This is a genomic window from Desulfobacula sp. (assembly GCF_021107415.1).
In genome coordinates, this window is sequence record NZ_JAIOSW010000308.1 from 1 (window position 1) to 19449 (window position 19449).

The window sequence follows — 19449 nt, forward strand, 5'->3', positions numbered from 1 at the left end:
AGGCAAGATAAGAAAACAGGCAAAGCTTGAGTATCTGTATGAGAAAGAATCACAATATTTTGCACAGGTTGCTGAAAGTATAAAAGATATTGCCATACAAGAACTTAAAGAACTTGGGGCCTGTAATTTACAACCGGTTTTCAGAGGGGTATGGTTTAAGGCATCCAAAAAAGATTTTTATCGGATCAATTATTTTTCAAGGCTTTTGTCAAGGGTACTTGCCCCCCTTGTTACATTTGAATGCCATGACAAGGATGATCTGTATAAGGCGGCCAAAAAAATAAGGTGGGAAGAGTTTTTAACGCCTAAAAAAACTTTTTCCATTGTAGCCAATGTGTCTGAGTCAGACATTACCCATTCCAATTTTGCAGGCTTGCGGGTCAAAGATGCCATAGCAGATTATTTCAGGGACAGGACCAATAAAAGACCGAGTGTGGATTCAAAAGATCCCTATATCATCATTAATCTTCATCTTCATAAAAATCGAGCAACCCTTGGGATTGACGCCTCGGGCGGGGCACTGCACAAACGCGGTTACAGGGAAGAATCCGTTTCCGCCCCCATGCAGGAAACGGTTGCTGCATCCATTATCCGGCTGTCCGAATGGGATGGAACGATACCTTTATACGATCCCATGTGCGGATCAGGCACCCTTTTGTGTGAAGCACTCATGATGTATTGCAGGATACCGGCACAGGTGTTCAGAACCTGGTTCGGATTTGAAAGACTGCCTGATTTTGATGCCAATTTATGGGAGCAGATTAAAAAAGACTCCAAAGACAATGCCAGAGCGCTTAAAAAAGACACGATTGCGGGAAGCGATGTATCTGAACATTCAATTAATGCCGTAAAAACAAATATTATGGGACTTCATTTCGGTAGCGAAATTACCATTGAACAAAAGGATTTTCAGGATATTGAATCCATAGAAAACTCTCTGATTGTAACCAACCCTCCCTATGGTATCCGAATGGGGAAAGACCAGAATCTTAACAAGTTCTATCAAAGTTTTGGCTTTTTTTTAAAAAATAAATGTAAAAAATCAACCGCCTTTGTCTATTTTGGAGAGCCCAGATATATTAAGAAAGTACCTCTTTCACCCTCCTGGAAACGCCCATTGAAAATCGGTGGTCTTGATGGTAAACTTGTAAAATACGAACTATATTAGAATCGGTTTGAAAAAGTGTTAAGATATGGAAAAGTCAAAAAACAGTGGACGATATACCTGCAATGAGTACAGGGAGGAGATGATCCTTTTGGGATTGCAAAAAAGGCTTTCTTCTCCTGATTTGATACCGGAAGAAAAAGAAAGCCTTTTAAAGGAGATTGCCAAAGTTGAAAAGCAGATGGGAATCGATTAAGAAAAATTTATTGATTACACCCTAGTGGCTATTGTGAGTAAACAACCCCGAGAAAGATTGACCTTACAAGATGGAAGCAGGATCGTTGTCCTGGGCGGAGGACCTGCCGGTGCTTTTTTTGCCATTCATCTGCTCAGACAGGCAAAAAAGGTTCATCAAAATATCAGTGTCACTATCATTGACAAGCGAATGGCTCTGGAACCTTCCAGGCATATACACGAATTTAAAGGATGTAATTTTTGTGCGGGAATTATTTCGCCCAGATTGCAAAAAGAACTGGTACGAAGCAGTATCCAACTTCCTTCTGAAGTGATATGTGAAAAATTTACCCATATATGGATCCATGGGCTCTGGAAAAATTTTCCTTTTAAAGTTCCGGCAGGACAATCTATTTTTTCAGTATTCAGAGGGACCCTGCCCTCCAAACGAGAGGGCGGGACTCAGGGATTGGATGCTTTTTTTTTAAAAAAAGCGGTTGAACAAGGAGCGGACATCATTAACGGGGAGGCCCAAACTATTCAATATAGTCCCGGGAATAAGCCCTCTGTAATGATAAAGCCTCCTTTGGAAGATGTATTCACCATTGAATCGGATTTTATCTGCATTTGTACAGGGATTAATTCCAATCCCGGAAAAGAATTCAAAGAAGACAGGTTTTGGAGGTCATACCAAGGAATCAATCCTTTGTTTACACCGCCAAAATTAAGACCCACATTGATCTTTGAGCTGAAACCGGGCAGTCGTTATCTGAAAAAGTATATGTACAAGGAGCTTTACATCATTGTATCCAGGGCAAAAAAGATAAATCTTGAACATATCGCCCTGATACCCAAGGGAGAATACCTTACCGTGGCTCTTGTGGGAAAAAGCATTGACAGGGCATCTTTCCCTGAAGATACCGCACAGATTATCCAAACTGTTATGTCTCTTTCGCGGATTCAAAATATTTTACCTCACATCACCCCTGAGAATACACCCATTGCCTGCACCTGTTACCCCTATATGGCGGTTGCGCCTTGCAATGGCTCTTTTTCGGACAGGATTGCCATGGCCGGGGATGCCCTGGGCGCTCGGCTCTACAGGGACGGGCTCTTTTCAGCCTTTATCAGTGCCCGGGCCCTTGCCCAAACCGTGATTCACAAGGGCGTGGATAAAAAAAGCCTTTCAGACGGTTATGGGTGGGTAAGAAGATGGCTTAAAACAGATAATCAATACGGCAAATTTGTAATCAATGTGCTGCAGGCGGTATTGAAATTCCCCCTTCTGAACAGGATACTTTATCAGACATTTGCCACTGAAATGAAATTTAAACAACGGGATAAATGGCCGCTGGGAGGTGTCCTCTGGAAGGTAGGAAGCGGAGACGCCGATTACAAAGACGTATTTAAGGCTCTGATCCGTGGTCCTGTTTTCCTTTCAATCCTGACAGGGGTATTTAAAACATTCAGGAATATTTTTACGGAAATTTTCTTTGGTTTAAACTGGGAAGTCTATGGAAGGTATCCAACGGTCATTATTAAGGAGAAACGCGATTATATTAAGGAATCAATTGCAAAGCCCCTGGGAATAAAACTGGATGCATCGCCTGAAATGGAACGGATGTATGCCATAAAAATCAGGGCCTCATCTGGAAGAATTTTCAAGGAACTGGGTAAATTCGGGGATCCTGTGAGCAAGTTTCTCAGGATCAGGTTTGTGGATGTAAAAAGAACGTTTGGTTTGTCCAACAAGGAAGGGGCAGTGGTTAGTTATAGCATGGGAATGCTGCCGGTTCTCATGAATGTTTGCCTTGTCAAAAGCCTTCCGGGAAAGGCCCTGCTGTATGAACCGGCCGGATTTTTTACAGAGCAGGGTAAGTTGCTTTTTGATATTACGCCCACCAGGGACGGAAATAATCGCCTGGTTCTCTATACAGCCTTTGATTTTAAAAAAGGCAAAAGCCCATTGGGCAGGATATTCTGGAATCTGTTCAAACAGGTATTCCCGGACTATGCCCATGATGTGGTATGGAATCATGCCATTTGCTGTATAAAAGGAGAAGCAGAAAAGAATGCCGGCTTAATGACCGGACCCTAATCAATCAGAAACAGTGACTGATCCGTTAAGTTCCGCATCAATCCAGCTGAAACGCTTCCTAAGAGCCATTGTTTAATCCCGGAAAGCCCGCGTTTGCCCATTACAATAGTTCCATATTTTTGAGCTTCAATGATTTTAATGAGGGTCGAGGCCACGCCTGTTTTTGTAAAGATAAGCTGCAAAGGTATTTTTTTATCAAAACCCACAATCTTTTTTATCTCCTTCCAGCGTTGTTCTTCCTGACCGGAAGATTTAGTTACCACATGGACAAAATTGAAGGAAAATATTTTTTTCTCAATATGGGTTTGTTTAAGGAATATCATTACCAATAAGGTGGCATCAGAAAGATCAACCGGCACGATAACCCTGTGGGGATAAGTATTGGCGTTAAGGTGCACCAGCACCTTGCCGCGCTCTTTGTACAGCAAGCGGTTACGCCAGGGTTGTTCCTGGTTTGAACAGATGAAAATCTGACCATGGTTGCCATGGAGAATTTCTTCATGGACGGTTTTTTCCCAATTATTTTTGGATTCCCTGACAATGTAATACCGGGGTGTGTCTGTTAATCCAAGGGGATGGAGCTTGTTTTTAGTCCATTGTATAAAATTTTGCTGGGCTGAATGAAAGTCCTGATGATCAAATATCCCTTGGAGGAACAAAATAGTGGGAAAAGATCTATCCTTTTTTTTCTGGACAAGAAGCGGGAGAGACTGTTTAAACGTCTGTATATCCTTAATATCTGTAATTATCCACAATGCCCTGTAATTCCGTGTTAAAAGCTTATGTTCCAGTTCAGTCCTTTTCCGGAGTAATTTGGGCCAGTGGCGGCAATTGAACCCTTTTTCCAGCACTACCTGTTTCAAGCACCAATTACAATTGAAACATTGAATGATTTTTTGATTCGGGTCTTTGGCCTTTATCGCCCATCCGGGATCGGCTCTAAGCGGGCGGCCCAGCCCAATGAGATCTGCGATACCGTCCCGGAGCAGTTTTTCACCACAAGAAGGGGTGGTGATCCTTCCGGATATGATGGTCGGAATATTGACCTGGGTTGTAAGCTTTGCCATGTCATGCCTGAGATATGCGGGTGTGGCCATTTTTTTTAAGACTGCAGGGGAAAACAGGGAATTATACGTGCCTGCCGAGGCAGAAAGATAGGCAATTCCCTCTTTCTCCAGGAGTCGGGCAAAGGCCAGGGCTTCAGGCAGATGAATGCCGTCCGGCACCCATTCTTGCAGGATAAGTCTGAAACCCAGTGGGAAATCTTCCGGGAGTTTTTTTTTCACTTCCCGTATTACTGCAAGGGGAAAGGCTGTCCGCCCTGTAAAATCGCCTCCGAAACCGGATTCAATTTTATTGGTAAAAGGCGAAAGAAACTGGCACAGGAGGTATCCGTTTGCCCCATGGAGTTCCACCATGTCAAACCCGGCCTGATATGCCCTGAAAGCAGCCGTGGCAAAATTATTGATCACTTTTTCCCGGTCCTCTGCGGTCATGGCCTGTCTCCAGGTCTTCACCTGGTTGATGAAATTTTGTGTCAGGCTGAAGCGCTGTTCAAAAGGAAAAAATTCCATAAAGCTCTTTAATGATTCCACGTTAAAGGTCAAGTTTGAACTGGTTATGGGCGATGGCAGCAAGGGTTGCTGCGTTCTTGCAAACCTTCCGGCATGGTTCAGTTGAAGGCAGGCAACAGCGCCTTTTTGTTTGATGGCTTTTGCCAGTTTGCTCAAACCCGGGATAAATTTATCCCTGTCGGCTCTGAGGTTGAATCTGGAAACTACTCCGTCCGGGGAAACGGCTGTGTTTGCAACAATAACCATGCCTGCGCCGGAATTGGCCAGCCTGGCATAAAAGTCGATCATCCATGAACTGACACGACCGTCTGTATGGGCAAATCCGGTATGCACCGGCAGAGCAACCAGCCGGTTCCAAATCAGATACTTTCCTATCTTTAACGAGCTGAAAAGAATTGGATAGCCGGTTTTATTTCCTTTTTTGATTTTATTCATGATTGAATATTTACTTTATCATTTTCAATGAACAGCTTACTATATATTATACGTCACCGCTGCAATATTGGGAAGTGTTTGTTTTAAAGGAGATAAGATGGACCGCACAATCCTTGTCACAGGCGCATCAGGTTTTTTAGGGTCCGCGCTTTGCGTGGATCTTTCTCGTGATCATAAGATCATCGGGCTTCACAGACGCCCCCTTCCCGAAAAACTAAAAAAAGCCACCCCTTTGGTTCAATGGGAAAAATCAGAAGTAGAGGATAGGGATTGTATTGATTGGATTTTTACACAGAATGCTTTAAAGGGACGGCCCATAGATTACGTGATTCACTTTGCAGCATATGTTGGTTTTAAAAAAAAATGGCAGGATGAACATAGCGATACCAATGTGATCGGTACTCGGAATATCATAGAGGCTGCCAGTAATGCAGGCGTTAAGCGGATCCTTTTTGCCGGAAGTGTTGCAGCGCTTGATCCCCTTCCCATTGGCAGGGTTTTAACGGAAAAATCTTTGGCCGGCGGAAAAATTGCCTATTCGAGAAGCAAGGCCCTGGGTGAAAAAATGCTTTTTGAAAATTCATACAGGGTCCCGGCTGTGGTGTTGCGGCTTGGCGGTGTTTTTACGGATTGGTGTGAACTTCCCCCCTTGTTCAGTATTATGAACATGTGGACCAAGCCCTTTATCGGGCGAATGATGCCGGGACATGGCATGTCTGGTTTTCCTTATATCCATCGCAGGGATGTGGTGCAAATTGTCCGGAGAATCATTGAAAAGAATAATAGTCTGGGCCGCTTTGAGACCCTGTTTGCATCCCCTGGTGGCTGCACCTGTCATAAGGATTTATTTCCCATTATTCGCAGGGAATCCAATGAAACCTTTTCCATAAATCCATTACATGTGTCATTGTTTTTTGCCAGAATGGCCTTACATGGAAAGTATTTTTTTAACACCCTGAGAAACAGGAAAACCTATGAGCGCGCCTGGATGCTTGATTATGCTGATCGTCCTCTTGTGGTGGATACGACCTATACCCGGGAAAAACTGGACTGGGAGCCAAGGCCCGGGCTGCATATTCTGGAACGCCTTCCCATCCTGTTACAAAAGTTCAACCGTCATTTCGGGACATGGCATATCCGCAACATAAACCGCAATGACCAGAAATATGAATATAATCCGGATTGATTTTATTCTCTGATAGAAAAAGTTTCCAGCGGTTTGACAGAACCATACTCCCCGAGTTAATATGAAAAAATTTTATAATTGGGAGATTTTTTTTCTCCCCGTGATTTAGGAACTTACTAAAACTTCTTATTGGAGATATAGTAATGATTCAAGGAATGTTTATAAAAATTTGGCCTCAATCATTCATTCGTTTTTATGAAAAACTTAATATCAGAACCAAGCTGATCTATGTATTTGTTTTTCTTGTTTTAATGATAGCCTGTGCAGGTGCTTCAGGATTGTTTTTCACAAGCCAGATCAAAAAAAAAGTTGAGACTATTTCAGATATTGCTTCCCAGACAAAACTGCTGTCTTTAAATGCTTCCATTGAAGCGGTCAGGGCCGGAGAAGCCGGAAAAGGGTTTGCTGTGGTAGCAGATGAAGTCAAAGCTCTTGCCAACAGGAGTGCACTGGCGGCGGCCCAAACGGGTCAGTTGATTGCTGATTCTATAAAAGAGGTTGATAAGGGTGCTCAAAATGTAGATCAGAATGCTGCTGTGTTAAAGAATATTCACAGTATTATGAGCCAGGTAAACACACTTGTTCTGGAAATATCGAAATTTTCAGCCGAGCAGAATTCAAATATTGAAGGAATTACAAAAGGCCTCTCCAATATAAATCAAGCCGTACTTGAGAATGCTTCCATAGCAAAACAGACTTCTGACGCCTATGAACAGATGTCGGACATGTCAAATCATATGCATGACATTTTAAAGGTTTTTAAATTGCGGGAAATACGCTAATAAATAGTTAAAAAAAATATAAAGGTTTTATGGAAATGGATACCTCCACTAACTTAAGTAAAGTTCCTTCTCTTAAATTATATCATGAATTAATGGCCAACAAGGTGGGTGAAATCCTTCTGGTATCCTGTCCATATGATGCATTTATCATGGAGGAGGAAGGCCGTCTTTCAACAAGGATTATCAATGAATACAAAGGGCTTAACCTTTCAAAGCCCCCAAGACTTACATGGGTGTCTTCTGCATCTGAAGCATTTAAAAAACTTGAAACAAAAAAGTTTGACATGATCCTTGCCATGCCGAGCCTGGATGAAATGGATGTATATGCCTTTGGTGCACAAGTAAAGAAAAAGTATTTTGATCTGCCCTTTTTTATGCTGCTGCATAATACCTGTGATATTGACCAATATATTTGTGTGGATAATTCAACGGCCATTGACCGGACATATATCTGGGGCGGGAATGCAGACCTTCTGCTGGCTATTATCAAGAATTTTGAAGATGAAATGAATGTTGCTTTTGATACAAAGAATGCCAATGTCAGGGTGATCATCATGGTGGAGGATTCACCCTATCATTATTCTTCTTTTTTGCCGGTGCTCTATAAACAGATTGTGATGCAGACACAGTCTGTTATTGATGATTCCATTAATGAAGAACACCGGCTGTTAAAAATGCGGGGTCGGCCTAAAGTATTGGTTGCCCATAATTATGAAGATGCCATGGCCCTTTATGAAAAGTATAAACCATACCTCTTGTCAGTCTTTTCAGACATGCGGTATTCCAAAAACGGTATGGAGGATGAATCCGCCGGATATAAGCTTCTCACAAAAATTAAAAAACAAATCCCGGATCTGCCGGTATTGATCCTGAGTACGGAGGAGCATAACAGGGAAAAGGCGGCAGATATCCCGGCGGTATTTATTAATAAGAATTCAAGCACTTTAAATGACCGGATTAAAAATTTTTTTGTATCATATCTCGGGTTCGGTGCCTTTATTTTCCGGCTACCCAATGGAGAGGAGATTGTCAGGGCTATTGATTTAAGGACCATTGAAAAACTTCTGCCTGAAATTCCCGATGAATCCATTGTTTATCATGCCATGAACAATGATTTTTCAAGATGGTTCATGGCCAGAAGTGAAATTGATTTCGCACTCAAGCTTAAGCCTTATCAGATCAGTGATTTCCCGGACCCCCAGGATATGAAGAAATTTTTAATTGAGAGTATTCATGCCAGACGGAAGGGATCAAGGCAGGGGCAGATTATTGATTTTGATTCTGAAAAATTTGATTCGGATACGGATTTTATGAAAATCGGGAACGGATCTCTTGGCGGAAAAGCCAGGGGATTGGCTTTTATGGCATCCCAGATAAGGCGGGACTCTTCTTTGCGAGATAAGTTTCCGGATGTGGACATCAGCATTCCCCAGACTTTTGTGATTTCAACGGAAGGGTTTAAAACATTTAATGAGGAAAATGAGCTGGCAAAGATTCTTGAATCTGATGAGGAACTGGAAGACGATCAGATCGTTGAACAGTTTATCCAGGCCAGATTTCCAGACTGGTTGAAAAAAAATCTGGAAGCCTATTTACAGAGTGTCAGATATCCCATTGCCGTCCGGTCCTCTTCTCTTTTTGAAGATGCCCATTATCAGCCATTTGCAGGACTTTATAATACCTATATGCTTCCCAATTCACATCCAGATTTTGAAATACGACTTGACCGGCTGATCAGGGCAATTAAACTTGTCTATGCCTCTACTTATCTCAAGGCACCAAGATCTTATGCAAAATCAACCATGCATCGAACCGAAGATGAGGAAATGGCCGTGGTCCTTCAGCAGCTGACCGGTATGGAGTTTAATGATTATTTTTATCCGGCAATTTCCGGTGTTGCCCAGTCCTATAATTTTTATCCCATTTCCCATTTAAAGGCAGAAGAGGGTATTTCTCACATTGCCCTTGGACTTGGAAAAATTGTCATGGAAGGGGGGCAGACCTTAAGATTTTGTCCGAAATATCCCCAGTTCTTACCCCAGTTTTCTATTGTAAATGACATCCTGGAAAATTCCCAAAAATATTTTTACGCATTAAAGCTTGATGAATTTCCAGAAGATGAAAAATTTATATCCAGCTCCACTGACGACCCCACTATTGTAAAACTTGACTTAAGTGATGCAACCGATCATCCGATTGTCAGGTTTTTATCCTCCACTTTTCATGTCCAGGATAACAGGATCAGGGATTCTTTTTCCAGTAAAGGATTCCCGGTATTAACCTTTGCCAATATCCTAAAATATAATTCTTTTCCCTTGGCTCGACTCCTTGAAGAGGTTACTAAAATCGGCAGTAAATGGATGGGGTCTTCTGTTGAAGTGGAATTTGCAGTTAATTTACCAGAGGATAAGAGTCAAAAACCACAATTCTCTTTGCTTCAAATCAGGCCCATGGGGCGGTATAAACAAAATCTCGGGGTTAAAATTGGGAAAAAAGAAATTAAGGGGGCTTTTTGTTATTCTACGCTTTCGCTTGGAAATGGTGAATATAAGGATATCTATGACGTGGTTTATGTGGACCCTGAAACCTTTGACCCGGCAAAAACTATTGAGATTGCAGCCCAAATAAATAAAATTAATGCTCTGTTTAATGAAAATAACAGAAAGTACGTTTTGATCGGACCTGGCCGGTGGGGATCATCAGACCGGTGGCTGGGCATCCCTGTGGTCTGGAATGATATTTCCAATGTGGGGGTAATGCTGGAAACCAGTATTGAGAGTATTAAGGCTGATCCTTCCCAGGGCTCTCACTTTTTTCAGAATATCACTTCCCTTGGTATCAGCTATATTACCGTGTCGAATAAGGGCGATGATTTTATTGATTATGAATTTTTCAGGTGCCGGACATTTGAAAATACAACAAGCTATTTGAAACATGTGAAATTTGAAAATCCCATAAAAATTCTTGTGGACGGAAAGACATCACAGGCAGTACTGATGCCCTATAAAAAAGATGATCCGGATGATATCATGGATGACATCCCGGTCATTGATCCGTAGATAGCAAAGGATAGGGATAATTTAGATAAGGAGGTGTTATGAAAATTTTAATTGTTGATGATGAAAATATTTCCAGGACAATATTATTAAAAAAGATGGAACTTATTGGCGAATGTACTGCCGTGGATGACAGCCTGAACGCCTTGGAATTATATGATAAAGCCGTTAAGAACAAAGAACCGTTTGATCTGATTACCCTGGATGTGTCCATGCCCAAGATGGATGGCAGACAATTGCTGCAGTTGATTCGGAAAAAAGAAAAAGCATTAAAAATCATTAAAAAAGACAGGGTTAAGATCATCATGGTCTCCTCCCGGATGAACATGTCCATTATAAAAGAATGCATCAAGCTGGGGTGTGACGGGTATATTTCAAAACCGGTGAATAAATATCAATTACTTGAAAATTTAAGCCGGATGGGGTTTGCCCTGCCCACGAATATTGAAAAAGATGATAAAAAGAAGCATACCCAGATTGTAGCCCGGATTATTAAACGATTTTATAAAGGAAAAATCAAGCTGCCGGTATTACCTCGTATCGTGAATGAGGTACAGCAGTTAATGGAAAGCCAGGACCCATCCATTGAGGATCTGGCAGAAATTGTTAAAAAGGATATCCTCATCAGCAGTAAACTCATTTCCATTGCAAACTCTCCTTTGTACAGAGGTGTTGATAAGGCAGACAGCCTGAATGCAGCTTTGCTCAGGCTGGGAATAGAAGCCTCTCAAGGGCTGATCGCCACCCTTGTAACTAAGAATTTATTTAAGTCGGACAACAAGATATTGAATAGATTGCTGGAGAAACTCTGGATGCATTCCTTTGCCTGTGCCTGTATAGGAAAGCGGTTTGCAGAAGAATTGGGGATACAAAAGTCAGAGACTGTTTTTTTGATGGGCATTGTTCATGATATCGGTAAGATGCTGCTCCTGAAAGCCATTGCGGATATGGACCCCAAGGAATCCTTTGAAAATATGGAAATACAGGTTGCCATCCATGAAATCCATACAACATTTGGTGCAGCCGTTCTTAAAAAAATGAGGTTTTCAAATGAATTTATCCGGATTGCGGAATTTCATCACTGGAATGATTTTTCCAAAAATGATGAACAAGAGCTTCTCATTATCCATCTGTCAGATTACCTGGCAAAAGAAATCGGGTTTAGCTTTTTTGATGTTGAAGAGATTGATGACGAAGCAAAGTCCGATAGCCGGAAAAAGCTGGAAAACCTGGAATCATTAAAGCAGTTGAACCTTGACCCGGATAAAGCCATGGAAATAGCAGATGAAATTAAAGCGATTATCCAGGATTCCGCCCAGGCCTTCTAATCTGTCAGATAATATTCAACCGTTGAAACCACTCGAATAACCTTTATATGGGGATTGTTCTTATCCCTGTCCCGTATGGAGAACTGCCCCTGCCGGGCTTTTTTTATTTTCCCCAGTTTTGAGGCGGAGTCCTCTGCAAATTTGTCGGCCACCTGCCTTGCTTTATTTGTGGCCTCTTCAATCATTTCAGGTTTAATATCATTAAGTCTGGTAAAGATGTATTCTGTATTATGACGGTAATCATCCGATTTAAATACTATCCCTTTTTTCCCAAGTTCAGCAAGTTTATTGATGGTTTCCCTGACCGTTTTAACCTGTGTTGAATATACGGTAACCACCTGGTAGCCGCTATACCGGAAAGGAGCTTTATAGTTTCCGCCGTACTGCTGGGCCAGCTTATCAACCACAGAAGGTGGAGAAATGGAAATTTCCTTTTTATCAATGCCATTTGATGTGAGAAATCTAAAAATATGCCCTCTGTCTTTTTCAAGGGTTAAGTAGAGTGTTTCAAGATTATTATCAGCCCTTTCAAACTGGATGGGCCACAGGACAATATCAGCGGGCAGTTCTTTTTGAGACAGTCCTTTTACTGTTACACTTCTTTCGTATTCTTTGAATTTAATGGCACTGGTTCCCATAAAATACCCAAGGAAAGCAAGGCCTAAAAAGATAAAAAACCCTAGAATAAATGCACTTCTATGTGTAACCTTTAGGTTATGATTTGTTTCCGGCATAAAAATCTCCTTTTTTGTTTTCCGTTTATGTATAACCTGGTTTCTAACCTTCAGGTTAAAGGTCACGCGTAGTTAATATCAGTGTTGGCAGAGACTTCATTACTGATGGTAAAAATATCCTCTATGCATAGTTGATGAATATCAGTATATCCATTTATCCTGGATAGGGTTTCAAGTTCATTCATTGTTGCCTTGCTGAAATTGGTAAATCTTTTGGCAGATGCTTGAATGGAAAATCGTTTTCTAAGTTCAGGGTCTTGAGTGGCAATACCCACCGGGCAGTTTCCCGTATTGCAGATTCTGTACTGCTGGCATCCAATGGCAATCAAAGAGGTGGTTGCAAGGGCAACGGCATCAGCACCCAAAGCAATGGCCTTGGCAATATCTGTGCTGTCTCTAAACCCGCCTGTAACACAAAAGCTTGCCTTTGATCCTGTTTTATCTAAGAATTTTCTCACCTTTCGGATGGTATAGATTGCCGGAAGGCAAATGTGATCCCTGATAAAATTGGGAGCAGCTCCAGTGGCACCTCCCCGGCAGTCAATCGTAAAAAAATCAGGAGACGATCTTAGAACAAAGGCCAGATCCTCTTTGATATGACCAGCCGTGAATTTGACACCCACAGGTTTTCCACCGATGATTTCCCTTATTTCACGGATCATTTTTTTTAAATCATCCGGGCTTTTAATACCCGGCTGAAAATTGGGAGATATAAAATCCTGGCCGGGTTTGATCTTTCTGATCCGTGCAATTTCTTTGGTTACCTTGTCCCCTGGCAAGTGTCCGCCCATGCCGGGCTTTGCAGCCTGGCCAAATTTGATTTCCACCGCATCGGCCTGTTTCATGGCATTTTCATCCCGGCTGAATGAGGCGGTCCCGATTTCATAGATATATTTTTGAGCCTGTTCTCTTTCTTCTTTGAGCATGCCTCCTTCACCTGATCCGATTGCGGTTCCTGCATTGGCGGACCCCATGGCAAGTGCAATCTTGGCTTCACGGGACAAAGCACCAAAGGACATGTGGGAGACAAAAAGGGAACGTTAAGCTCGAGAGGATACTTCGCTGTGGGGCCGATAATAGTTTTTAAAGAAACCTTTTGGCTTTCATTCAAAGGGAACCGGTGAAATTGTGATCCTTTAAAAAGAATGGTGTCAAACCCGGGAAATTGCTTGCGGGTTCCCATGGGTGAGATTTCACTCTTGCCTGTTTTTGATATTTTCTGAATAATTGAAAATTTTTCTTCCTGCTCATACCCTTCACGACTCCAGTCTGATAGATAATGATCAAGGCTGATCTCTTCATTCTTTGCAGGCTGTTCAATTTTTTCTCTGGCCACTGCTGTCTCTCCACTCTCTTCCATCAGAACAAATTTTTCCCGGTCAGCTGCACAGACCGGGCAGTTTGAGGGAAGAGATCCGGCAAAAAACTGATACCCGCAGATCGAACATTTATATTGTTGTTTTGTCATAAAGGATATCCTTTTTTAAAAGTGACTTTTTGTTTTCATGAATTTAGGATCATGGCCATGGTTTCCGCATCAATATTACCCCCGCTTAATATAATACCGGTCTTTTCCTTTGGCACAACCCTTTTGCTTAAAAGGGCGGCAAGGCCAAGGACACCGGAGGGCTCCACCACAAGTTTCATACGAAAGAATGAAAATTGTACGGCATGAATAATATCTTCTTCCGAAACCGTTACCATATCGTTAACATATTCCAATACCAGGGGAAAGGTGATTTTTCCAAGAGATGTGGTTCTTGTGCCGTCGGCAATGGTTGCGGGATTTTTAACCGTGTGAAGGGTCTTTGTTTTAAATGACTTGCAGGCATCATCTGCAAGCTCCGGTTCTACGCCAATGACAGTGCAATCAAGATTCACACCCTTTGCTGCAATGGCACTGCCGCTTAAAAGCCCTCCTCCGCCACAGGGGGTTAACAGCATATCAAGGGGGCCTGCCTGATCAAATAACTCCAAAGTGGCGGTTCCCTGTCCTGCAATGACATCCAGATGATCAAAAGGAGGGATCAGGGTCAGCCCCTGTTCTTCCTGGATTTTTAATGCAAGATCTTCCCTGCTTTCAGTTTCAGGATCATATTTAATCACAGTGGCGCCATATCCTTTAGTTGCAGCAAGTTTTGTGGCAGGGGCATTATTCGGCATGACAATGGTGGTATGAATATCGAGCATCTTTCCCACCAGGGCCACAGCCTGGGCATGATTCCCGGACGAATAGGCGATGACTCCTTGTAATTTTTCTTTATCGGAAAGCTTTGAAATACTGTTAAAGGCACCCCGGAACTTGAACGCCCCTATTTTTTGAAAGTTTTCACACTTTAAATAGATTTCAGCTCCCACAAGGTTGTTTAAGGTTCCGGATGTCATTACCGGTGTTATATTGGCATGTCCCTTTAATCTCTGGCCGGCATTGATGATGGTCTTGAACATTGAATAACTCCTTGAGTATTGTTTTGGATGATTATTATTTCAGGTTGTCTGTGATATGTAAATATCTATAAGGTATATTTTTTTAAAGAAATGGAAGAAGCCGTTGCAAAGAAGGCTTTGGCCGTTGGAAAGGGAAACTGGGTATTGGGGAAGTGATTTCAGGCCAGTTGTTCAACGGTTGATTATTAACCTGTTTTCGGTGATTTTTTAAATAAATGTCGATACTGTTCTTCAGATTTTTTTTGTGTTTGTGATTGCCCTTAAGATAGTTTGGTACTGGTATTGATTTTTAAGGAAAAGATCGGTAAATTTAAGTTAAGTTTGATCGGATCATATTCTGGAGTCTTGAATGCGTCTTGAATGCAATAGTCTGAATTTCACATACCCGGACAGCGAGGCCGCCGTCATAAACAACCTTTCTTTTTCAATGGAAAATTCTGGATTCAAGGCACTGTTCGGGCCGTCCGGGGTTGGCAAAACATCCCTGGCAAAAATTATTGCCAGGGGAAATTTCAGGTTTGAGGGTGACATTGTCACTGAAAATATCGATACGATCCTTTACTCCTATAACCTGGAAAGACTGCCGGGATGGTCAAGTACGGGAAATCATTTAAACAAGGTGACTTCACCTGAAAAACAATCATTAAAAGAACGATTAATAGGGATTTTTGAATTAAATGATGTTTTAGGCTCAAGGTTTTCCCAGCTTTCCATGGGCCAGCAGAATCGTATGAACCTTATCAGATACCTGCTGCAGGATTTTGATCTTTTAATTTTAGATGAAAGCCTTGCCAATGTTGATGAGAAGCTGAGGGAAACCATTATTCTTGCCGTAAAAGAATTGTTTGCCGATAAAATGTTTTTATATATTTCCCACAATCTAATGGAAGTATCAAAATTTTGTGGTCAAATACTTGTTTTTGGGAAATCATCTGAGAATAAAGACTGTTTTATGATGTGATGAACACGCTGTCCGTCACTGTGCTGGGTCAGTGCATATCGACTGTTATGGCCTTTACTGCTGGTATTGCCGGCCGAAAATCATCCTGGATCGGTTCTTTTATTAAAGTAACGGCCTATAATATACAGGCATACCCCATTGTTGCCCTGGCACCCATTATTTTTATTCTTCTGGGTGACGGATTTATTCCAAGGCTTTTGATTGCCTCCATGATTTGCTATTTCCCCCTTCTTTTGTCTGTACTGGGGATCATGGCGACCCCGGTGAAAGATATCGAACATTTTTATATTGTCACAGGTCGGATGCGATGGCAGCTTGAGGTTAAAATCAGGGCATTTGAAAACTTGAGCAAGCTGACAACAGTGATATCGGGAAGTGCAACCCTTGCCATGGCAGGAACCATTGTGGCAGAATTTATCGCAGCAGATGCCGGCATCGGGTATGGTATCAGGATTGCACTCTATCAGAGCGATCTGGCTAGAATTCTGGTTGCTCTATTCATGATTGGCATCATTATATCCATATACCAGGGGATTTTAGAAACAATGGGTGAGCAAATTAAAAGCAAATGGTCCATTTCAAAGGGAGGAGATGTCTTATGAGAAAAGGTCTTTTTTTATCTTTTTTATTTTTATTAGTTTTGGTGTATGCAATACCTGCATTTGCAAAGGAAACCAAATTGAACTACAGGCTTAAGTGGCTGTTTAATGTAAGTGTTGCAGGAGATATTTATGCAGATGCCCAGGGATATTTTAAAGACGCTGGTCTCAGCGTCAATGTCAAAGAAGGCAGCCCTGAAAAAAATGCCATTAATGAGCTGGAACTTAAGCGCGCCAGTTTTGGTGTGGCATCGGCAGACCAGGTCATCCGGGCTCTGGACAAGGGGGCGAATATTTTCGTCATTGCACAGCTTTTCCAGGTCAATCCCATGCAGTGGATTTACAGGACAGATCAACCTGAAATTAAAACACTTCAAGATCTTAGGGGCCGCAACATCGGTATTACATTTGGGGGAAATGATGAAACCATTATGAATACTCTTTTTGCAAAGGCGGGAATTGGAAAAAAAGATGTCACCATCACAGGGGTCAGGTTTGATTTTACGCCGTTTTTTAGAAAAAAAGTGAATGTCTGGCCGGTATACAGAAATTCCCAGGGGGTAATACTGAGGGATAAACTGGCTAAAGAGGGTGAGGATGTTTATTTTTTGAATCCTGCAAGTTTTGGGGTGAATTTTGTGGCCAATTCCGTGATTACCTCGAAGGTAATGCTGAAAAATAACCCTGATATTGTTGAAAAGTTTCTTACTGCATTGCTTAAAGGCTGGGAATCAGCAATGGACCCGGCAAATGAAGAGACAGCCCTTAAGATAGTTAAAAAAATGGATAAGGGAACCAGTGATGAGATTCGAAGAAAACAGCTGAATGCCACAAGGATTCTGATCAAACCGTCCGCATCCCTTAAAATTGGAACCATTGATATTAATGCCTGGAAACAGACTGAAACAATTCTGCTTAAAGACAAACAGATAAAGAAACTGGTCAATATTGAGACCCGTCTGATCCAGATAAGGCAGTAAAGTTTAAGAAAGAAAGATTTCTTTTTTGCTTTTTGAATTAAAACGAAGCATCATCAGAAGTGCGGATGCTGTAAGGCTGATAAGAAGCCCGTACCAGACACCATAAATGCCCATGTCAAGCTTGAATGCCATAAGATACCCGGAAGGGAGTCCTATCAGCCAGTAAGCAGCAAGGGTAATCAGGGTCGGGATTTTCATGTCGGTCATTCCTCTTAAAATGCCAAGACCCACCGCTTGAGTGCCGTCGGATATCTGAAAGAATGCAACAATCACCAACAGCGCAGCACTGATATCTATGACATCTTTTTCAGAAATATAGAGGGTGGGTAAAAAGAACCTGAGCAGGATAAAAATCAATCCGGCCAATGCCATAAAGCCGGCACATAAAAGTGTGGCAGAAAGTCCCGCAATCCTTGTCCCGCGAATATCTTTTCTTCCCACAGCATTGCTGACCCGGATGGTTCCAGCAGAAGAGATTCCCATGGCAACCATAAATGAAATAGAGGCAAGGTTTAATGCAATCTGGTGGGCAGCAAGCGCGACCGTCCCCATCCAGCCGATCATGACCGATGAAGCGGCAAAAGCACTGACTTCAAAAAAATACTGAAATCCTGCCGGAATACCAATTGCAAGAAGACGTCGCATCATGGGAAAATCAATTTTCCTGTAATTCAGGGTGGGGTCAAATCGTTTCATTTTTGGAGATTTTATGATGACAATCATTAGTGTGACGGCCATGAATGTCCGTGAACTGATGGTGGCGATACCGGCACCTGTCAGTCCAAGGGGCGCAACCCCGAGATTTCCGTATATAAATATCCAGTTGGCAAGGATATTAATAATGTTGGCTAAAAGCATGATGACCATGGCAGGCTTCAGATAGCTCACCCCTTCGGCAAACTGCCGGTAGCTTTGAAACAGCATTAACGGCAGCATGGAAACTCCCAATACTTTCATGTAAAGGGATGCCGGTCCCACAATTTCATTCGGCTGGTTCAGATATTGAATGCATTCTGAAAAAAAAAATGTGGCGCCGCAGAGCAGAAGTCCGAAAAAAAGGTTTACTAAAATTCCCTGCCGCAAAATAATGCCGCATTCTTCATCTTTACCGGCACCGTAGGCAATGGCAGTCAGGGGTGTGACCGCCATGGTCAGTCCAAATCCAACAACCATAATCAAGGTGAATATTGCATTGGCTATGGATGCGGCTGCAAGCGCTTCTGTGCCTACTTTCCCCACCATGATATTATCCACCACTGACATGAGCATTTGTCCCAACTGGCTCACAACAATGGGAAGAGACAGGAAAAGGGTCTTTTTTATTTCGTTTCTATACATGCCCTGCCATCTTTTCGATATGCTTGATTGCCACCTTTACGGCATTTTTGATTTGATTTGTTTTGGGTAATGTGCGTACCAGTTCTTCAATATAACAAGATTGCTGCAACAGCCGATACGATTCAGTAAAATTAAGATCATAGACCCAGCTTATCTGTAGAAGCTTTAAATCCGTCAGACAGCTTAAATCTGTAATTCGGGCCATTTTTCCTTCATGTATTGATTTTATTATTCTTGCTGAATAGGCCTGCCCGTTATCCGGAAGATCCTGAATCATAATCTTGCTTGTCTGATTTTTATGCTTTTTGTAATAGTCAACGACCACTTTCCAGATATCAAGCTTATCTGCATCACGAAGCAGTTTGATAAATAAAAGCATTTTATCATCCTTGATATCAGGTGGTTTGTATGCATTGTGCCAGACGATGGGTATCACGATAAACCGCTTTTCATTTGTTGACAGGCCATTCAGGATTTTATGAAGTGATAGTTGCTGTATCCCTAGTTTGGCATGATTAATAGATTTTGTGTCATTAAATGTAGCATACGTCAGATATTGTTTGAAACGGCCGATATCGTGAAACAAGGCAG

At 42.0% G+C, this 19449-nt stretch carries 16 protein-coding genes and 1 pseudogene; 10 read left to right on the plus strand and 7 right to left on the minus strand.

Annotated elements, in window-relative coordinates:
- The 3 genes from K8S13_RS15930 to K8S13_RS15940 form a co-directional block, all read left to right on the plus strand.
- A partial coding sequence (locus K8S13_RS15930) for a class I SAM-dependent RNA methyltransferase (protein ID WP_291463987.1) occupies positions 1 to 1168 on the plus strand: 1168 nt, incomplete at its 5' end.
- 25 nt (positions 1169 to 1193) lie between these two features.
- On the plus strand, positions 1194 to 1361 hold the full coding sequence (locus K8S13_RS15935; RefSeq protein WP_291463988.1) for a hypothetical protein: 168 nt from the start codon (positions 1194 to 1196) through the stop codon (positions 1359 to 1361).
- Between the two features lie 33 nt (positions 1362 to 1394).
- Positions 1395 to 3437, plus strand: a complete 2043-nt coding sequence (locus tag K8S13_RS15940) for a hypothetical protein (protein WP_291463990.1) — start codon at positions 1395 to 1397, stop codon at positions 3435 to 3437.
- On the opposite strand, the gene K8S13_RS15945 is transcribed toward K8S13_RS15940, so the two are convergent.
- Positions 3434 to 5446 carry a universal stress protein gene (locus K8S13_RS15945; RefSeq protein WP_291463991.1) on the minus strand — a complete coding sequence of 671 codons (2013 nt, stop codon included), beginning with the start codon at positions 5444 to 5446 and terminating at the stop codon, positions 3434 to 3436. The two genes, K8S13_RS15940 and K8S13_RS15945, sit on opposite strands and share 4 nt — an antisense overlap.
- A gap of 97 nt (positions 5447 to 5543) precedes the next feature.
- Here K8S13_RS15945 and K8S13_RS15950 point away from each other — a divergent pair, with 97 nt between their 5' ends.
- From K8S13_RS15950 to K8S13_RS15965, 4 genes are all read left to right on the plus strand, one after another.
- Positions 5544 to 6632: an NAD(P)-dependent oxidoreductase gene (locus K8S13_RS15950; RefSeq protein WP_291463993.1), complete on the plus strand. Its 1089-nt coding sequence runs from the start codon at positions 5544 to 5546 to the stop codon at positions 6630 to 6632.
- Between the two features lie 143 nt (positions 6633 to 6775).
- Positions 6776 to 7414, plus strand: a complete 639-nt coding sequence (locus tag K8S13_RS15955) for a methyl-accepting chemotaxis protein (RefSeq protein WP_291463995.1) — start codon at positions 6776 to 6778, stop codon at positions 7412 to 7414.
- Between the two features lie 35 nt (positions 7415 to 7449).
- The gene (locus K8S13_RS15960; protein ID WP_291463996.1) at positions 7450 to 10473 is read left to right on the plus strand and encodes a PEP/pyruvate-binding domain-containing protein; all 3024 of its coding nucleotides are present in this window, start codon (positions 7450 to 7452) and stop codon (positions 10471 to 10473) included.
- Between the two features lie 38 nt (positions 10474 to 10511).
- Positions 10512 to 11798, plus strand: coding sequence for an HDOD domain-containing protein (locus K8S13_RS15965; protein WP_291463997.1), 1287 nt, complete (start codon positions 10512 to 10514; stop codon positions 11796 to 11798).
- On the opposite strand, the gene K8S13_RS15970 is transcribed toward K8S13_RS15965, so the two are convergent.
- From K8S13_RS15970 to K8S13_RS15980, 4 genes and pseudogenes are all read right to left on the minus strand, one after another.
- Positions 11795 to 12532, minus strand: coding sequence for an SIMPL domain-containing protein (locus K8S13_RS15970; protein WP_291463999.1), 738 nt, complete (start codon positions 12530 to 12532; stop codon positions 11795 to 11797). The genes K8S13_RS15965 and K8S13_RS15970 overlap by 4 nt on opposite strands.
- A 62-nt stretch (positions 12533 to 12594) precedes the next feature.
- Positions 12595 to 13551 (minus strand): FMN-binding glutamate synthase family protein, encoded by a 957-nt coding sequence (locus tag K8S13_RS15975; RefSeq protein WP_367172665.1) that lies wholly within the window; start codon positions 13549 to 13551, stop codon positions 12595 to 12597.
- Positions 13552 to 13910: 359 nt separating this feature from the next.
- Positions 13911 to 14000: pseudogene (locus tag K8S13_RS25735) on the minus strand (rubredoxin-like domain-containing protein); the annotation flags it as partial.
- Between the two features lie 35 nt (positions 14001 to 14035).
- Positions 14036 to 14980 carry a threo-3-hydroxy-L-aspartate ammonia-lyase gene (locus K8S13_RS15980; protein WP_291464002.1) on the minus strand — a complete coding sequence of 315 codons (945 nt, stop codon included), beginning with the start codon at positions 14978 to 14980 and terminating at the stop codon, positions 14036 to 14038.
- Positions 14981 to 15329: 349 nt separating this feature from the next.
- On the opposite strand from K8S13_RS15980, the gene K8S13_RS15985 reads away from it, so the two are divergent.
- From K8S13_RS15985 to K8S13_RS15995, 3 genes are read left to right on the plus strand one after another with little or no spacing between them, the layout of a single operon-like run.
- A complete protein-coding gene (locus K8S13_RS15985) occupies positions 15330 to 15941 on the plus strand; it encodes an ATP-binding cassette domain-containing protein (RefSeq protein ID WP_291464004.1) in 612 nt (203 codons plus the stop codon).
- Positions 15941 to 16543 carry an ABC transporter permease gene (locus K8S13_RS15990; RefSeq protein WP_291464006.1) on the plus strand — a complete coding sequence of 201 codons (603 nt, stop codon included), beginning with the start codon at positions 15941 to 15943 and terminating at the stop codon, positions 16541 to 16543. The genes K8S13_RS15985 and K8S13_RS15990 overlap by 1 nt, the downstream gene beginning before the upstream one ends.
- On the plus strand, positions 16540 to 17520 hold the full coding sequence (locus K8S13_RS15995) for an ABC transporter substrate-binding protein (RefSeq protein WP_291464008.1): 981 nt from the start codon (positions 16540 to 16542) through the stop codon (positions 17518 to 17520). The genes K8S13_RS15990 and K8S13_RS15995 overlap by 4 nt, the downstream gene beginning before the upstream one ends.
- Before the next feature lie 3 nt (positions 17521 to 17523).
- Here K8S13_RS15995 and K8S13_RS16000 read toward each other — a convergent pair whose 3' ends face one another.
- Together K8S13_RS16000 and K8S13_RS16005 are read right to left on the minus strand one after the other, a co-directional pair.
- Complete coding sequence (locus K8S13_RS16000) at positions 17524 to 18858, minus strand: MATE family efflux transporter (protein WP_291464010.1); 1335 nt, start codon at positions 18856 to 18858, stop codon at positions 17524 to 17526.
- A partial coding sequence (locus K8S13_RS16005; RefSeq protein WP_291464012.1) for an HD domain-containing protein occupies positions 18851 to 19449 on the minus strand: 599 nt, incomplete at its 5' end. The genes K8S13_RS16000 and K8S13_RS16005, both read right to left, overlap by 8 nt.